The sequence below is a fragment of the Stenotrophomonas sp. SMYL8 genome, from assembly GCF_036320065.1.
Classification (GTDB): domain Bacteria; phylum Pseudomonadota; class Gammaproteobacteria; order Xanthomonadales; family Xanthomonadaceae; genus Stenotrophomonas; species Stenotrophomonas maltophilia_A.
In genome coordinates this window covers 7960-12329 of record NZ_JAWIRR010000012.1, presented here as the reverse complement: position 1 = coordinate 12329, position 4370 = coordinate 7960, and the positions used below count along the sequence as shown (strand labels likewise).

The window sequence follows — 4370 nt, the reverse complement described above, 5'->3', positions numbered from 1 at the left end:
CCCCGCCGGGCCCCCCCCGGCCGCCCGCCCGTGCTTTCCCGGCCGGGTCGGGCCGGCCGGGGCCCCCCACCCCCGCAGCCATCAGTAGCGGTAGTGGTCCGGCTTGAACGGGCCTTCCACCGGCACGCCGATGTAGTCGGCCTGTTCCTGGCTCAGGGTGGTCAGCTTCACGCCGATCTTTTCCAGGTGCAGGCGGGCCACTTCTTCGTCCAGCTTCTTCGGCAGCAGGTAGACCTTCTTCTCGTAGCTGTCCTTGTTCGCCCACAGGTCGATCTGTGCCAGGGTCTGGTTGGCGAAGCTGTTGGACATGACGAAGCTCGGGTGGCCGGTGGCGCAGCCCAGGTTCACCAGGCGGCCTTCGGCCAGCAGGAAGATCGCGTTGCCGTTCGGGAAGATGTACTTGTCCACCTGCGGCTTGATGTTGACGTGCTTGATGCCGGCGAACGACACCAGCGCATCGACCTGGATCTCGTTGTCGAAGTGGCCGATGTTGCAGACGATGGCCTGGTCCTTCATCGCGCTCAGGTGCTCGATGCGGATGATGTCCTTGTTGCCGGTGGTGGTGACGTACAGGTCGGCACGGCCCAGGGTCGATTCGATGGTGTTGACTTCATAGCCTTCCATCGCCGCCTGCAGGGCGCAGATCGGGTCGATCTCGGTGACGATGACGCGCGCGCCGTAGGCACGCAGCGAGGCCGCACAGCCCTTGCCGACGTCGCCGTAGCCGCAGACCACGGCCACCTTGCCGGCCAGCATCACGTCCATCGCACGCTTCAGGCCATCGGCCAGCGACTCGCGGCAGCCGTACAGGTTGTCGAACTTGCTCTTGGTGACCGAGTCGTTGACGTTGATCGCCGGGATCAGCAGGGTGCCGGCCTGGGCGAGCTGGTACAGGCGGTGCACGCCGGTGGTGGTCTCTTCGGAGACGCCCTTCCAGTCCTTGACCACGCGGCCCCAGTAACCCGGGCGCTCCTTGGCGACGCGCTTGAGCAGGTTCTTGATGACCTGTTCTTCGTGCGAGGCAGAGGCGGTGTTGACCCAGTCGCTGCCGTTTTCCAGCTCGTAGCCCTTGTGGATCAGCAGGGTGACGTCACCACCGTCGTCGACCACCAGCTCCGGGCCGGTCAGGGTGCCGTCGGCCAGGGTGAAGGTCAGCGCGTCCAGGGTGCAGTCCCAGTACTCTTCCAGGGTCTCGCCCTTCCAGGCGAACACCGGGGTGCCGGTGGCGGCAATGGCGGCAGCGGCGTGGTCCTGGGTCGAGAAGATGTTGCACGAGGCCCAGCGCACGTCGGCACCGATGTCCTTCAGGGTCTCGATCAGCACCGCGGTCTGGATGGTCATGTGCAGCGAGCCGGTCACGCGCACGCCCTTCAGCGGCAGCTCGGCCTGGTACTTGCGGCGGATCGACATCAGGCCCGGCATTTCGTGCTCGGCGATGTCCAGTTCCTTGCGGCCCCAGTCGGCCAGCGTGATGTCGCGGATCTTGTAATCACCTTCGGTGGAGAAGGTCTTGGCAACAGCGTTCATTCGTGTGCTCCGGTTGTGGGCGAGCGGGTGCTCGCATCTAGCCGGGCGCCGTTGTTACAAAGCCACCTTACCGAGCCTGGCCGGGCCTCATGGGATCCGGTCGCAGCGCCCCTCGGCAGGGGAGAACCCCCATTATATCGCGGCCCCGGCGTGACATCCGGATGACCCAACCATCGGCAGGTGGGATCACGTGCACGGCCTGTTAAGGTCGGTGTTTTCACGCATCACACAGGTGGAACGATGAGCATGCACGCGCGCCGCACACGGCGCTGGACCGGCCTGGTCCTGTCGATGGGACTGCTGGCGGTGGCTCCGCTGGCCTGGGCCGCGTCCCCGCAGCCCGCCCAGGTACAGGCCCAGGGCGTCAACGGCTACGAACTGCCGTCGGCGGCGCTGCAGGCGGTGGTGGACGCGCCGCGCGCGCCCTCGCTGTACCTGTCGCCACGCCGCGATGTCGCCGCGATGATGCAGATGCCGTCGCTGCCGTCGATCCAGGTGGTGGCGCAGCCGGAACTGAAGCTGGCCGGCCTGCGCATCAACCCGCGCACCTTCTCCGACAGCCGCTTCAGCTTCGGCGAGAAGCTGTGGCTGATGAACGTGGCCGACGGCAAGGAACGGCAGATCAGCGGCCTGCCGGCCACGCTGTCGATCGCCAGCGTGATGTGGTCGCCGGACCAGAAGTGGCTGGCCTTCAACCAGGTCGACGCCGCCAGCGGCGCCAATGAACTGTGGCTGGTGGATGTGGCCGGCGGCAGCGCCCGTCGTCTGGTCGCCGGCCTGAACACGGTGATCGGCAGTGGCTACCAGTGGCTGCCGGACAGCCGCGGCCTGGTGGTGTTCACCCGTCCGGCCAACCTTGGTGCGGCCCCGGCCGCCGACGGCATTCCGACCGGCCCGGCCGTGCAGCAGACCAGCCAGGGCGGCGGCGTGGTGTCGATCCGTACCTACCAGGACCTGCTGAAGAACGAGGCCGACGCGCGCCAGTTCGATTACTACGCCACCACCCAGCCGATGGAAGTCAGCCTGGATGGCAACACCCGCGCGATCGGCGCAGCTGGCATCTTCATGGGCTTTGCGGTGTCGCCGGATGGCCGCTTCGTGCTGCGCCAGCCGGTGCAGCGGCCGTATTCCTACGTGGTGCCGGTGAGCAGTTTCCCGCGCCGCATTGAAGTGATCGACCGTGCCAGCGGCAAGCTGGTGCACACCGTGGCCGTGCGTCCGCTGGTGGAAGGTTTGCCGACCGGCAACGACGCTGAAGTGACCGGCGTGCGCGATATCAGCTGGCGTGGTGATGCCGATGCCACGCTGGTCTGGGCCGAAGCCCAGGACGGCGGCGACCCGAACAGGGACGCCAAGGTGCGCGATGCGGTGCTGATGCAGGCTGCGCCGTTCGACAAGCCGCCGGTCACGTTGGCCCAGCTCGGCAGCCGTCTGGTGGGCATCAACTGGGGCCGTGGCGACCTGGCCCTGCTGACCGAGTCGTGGTGGAAGACGCGCAAGACCAGGACCTGGCTGATCGCCCCGGACAATGCCGGCGCCGAGCCGCGCCTGCTGTGGGATCGCGACGGGCAGGACCGCTATTCCGATCCGGGCCGGCCGCTGTTGTCCAGCGACGACCGCGGGCGCTCGCTGCTGCAGACCAGCGCCGACGGCAGCAGCCTGTATCTGGCCGGTGCCGGTGCATCGCCGGAAGGCGATCGTCCGTTCGTGGACCGCTTCGACGTTGCCACGGGCAAGGTCACCCGCCTGTTCCACTCGCAGGCGCCGAGCTATGCGCTGCCGGTGGCGTTGCTGGACAACCAGGCCAGCTCGCTGCTGCTGAGCCGCGAGAGCCCGGATGAGCCGGCCAACTTCTACGTGCAGTCGCTGGCCGATGCCGGTGCTGCGCCGCGTGCGCTGACCCACTTCGCGCATCCGCTGCCGCAGTTGAAGGGCGTGCAGAAGGAGCAGATCCGCTACAAGCGCAAGGATGGCGTCGACCTGACCGCGACCCTGCTGCTGCCGCCGGGCTACGACCCGAAGCGCGACGGCCCGCGGCCGCTGCTGATGTGGGCCTACCCGGGCGAGTTCAAGAGTGCGGCTGCGGCCAGCCAGGTGACCGATTCGCCGTACCGCTTCAATGCGGTCAGCTACTGGGGCCCGCAGGCGTTCCTGGCCAAGGGCTATGTGGTGCTGGCCAGCCCGTCGATGCCGATCATCGGCGAAGGCGACAAGGAGCCGAACGACACCTACATCGAGCAGCTGGTGGCCAACGCGCAGGCAGCCGTGGATGAAGTGGTGCGCCGTGGCGTGACCGATCGCGATCACATCGCCATTGGTGGCCATTCCTACGGTGCGTTCATGACCGCCAACCTGCTGGCGCATACGCGCCTGTTCAAGGCGGGCATCGCGCGCAGCGGCGCCTACAACCGCACGCTTACGCCGTTCGGCTTCCAGGCCGAGGAGCGCAACTACTGGCAGGCGCAGGACGTCTACCAGAAGATGGCGCCGTTCAACTACGCCGACAGGATCAAGGATCCGATCCTCTTCATCCACGGCGTGGACGACAACAACTCCGGCACGTTCCCGATGCAGAGCGAGCGCATGTTCGCCGCAGTGAAGGGCCTGGGTGGTACCGCGCGTCTGGTGATGCTGCCGAACGAATCGCATGCCTACCGTGCACGCGAGTCGATCATGACCATGCTGGCCGAAAGCGAGCGCTGGCTGGAGCAGACCATCGGCCCGGCCGAGCAGGGCAAGGCGAAGAAGAAGCACTGACGTGACCCGGTAGTGGGGGGGGGGGGGGGGCGCGCCCCGCGGGGCAACCAAAATCACATAGGCACCCGGCCCCCGCACGGGGAGGT

At 67.3% G+C, this 4370-nt stretch carries 2 protein-coding genes and 1 riboswitch; of the genes, one reads left to right on the top strand and one right to left on the bottom strand.

The window, feature by feature from the left end:
• Nucleotides 1–81: 81 nt before the first annotated feature.
• Entirely contained in the window at nucleotides 82–1527 is a 1446-nt protein-coding gene (gene ahcY, locus V3B25_RS11345; RefSeq protein WP_014036003.1) for an adenosylhomocysteinase, read from the bottom strand.
• 36 nt (nucleotides 1528–1563) lie between these two features.
• Nucleotides 1564–1647, bottom strand: a riboswitch (S-adenosyl-L-homocysteine riboswitch).
• 120 nt (nucleotides 1648–1767) lie between these two features.
• On the opposite strand from ahcY, the gene V3B25_RS11340 reads away from it, so the two are divergent.
• The gene (locus tag V3B25_RS11340) at nucleotides 1768–4284 is read left to right on the top strand and encodes a prolyl oligopeptidase family serine peptidase (protein WP_329810684.1); all 2517 of its coding nucleotides are present in this window, start codon (nucleotides 1768–1770) and stop codon (nucleotides 4282–4284) included.
• The last annotated feature ends 86 nt before the right edge of the window (nucleotides 4285–4370 follow it).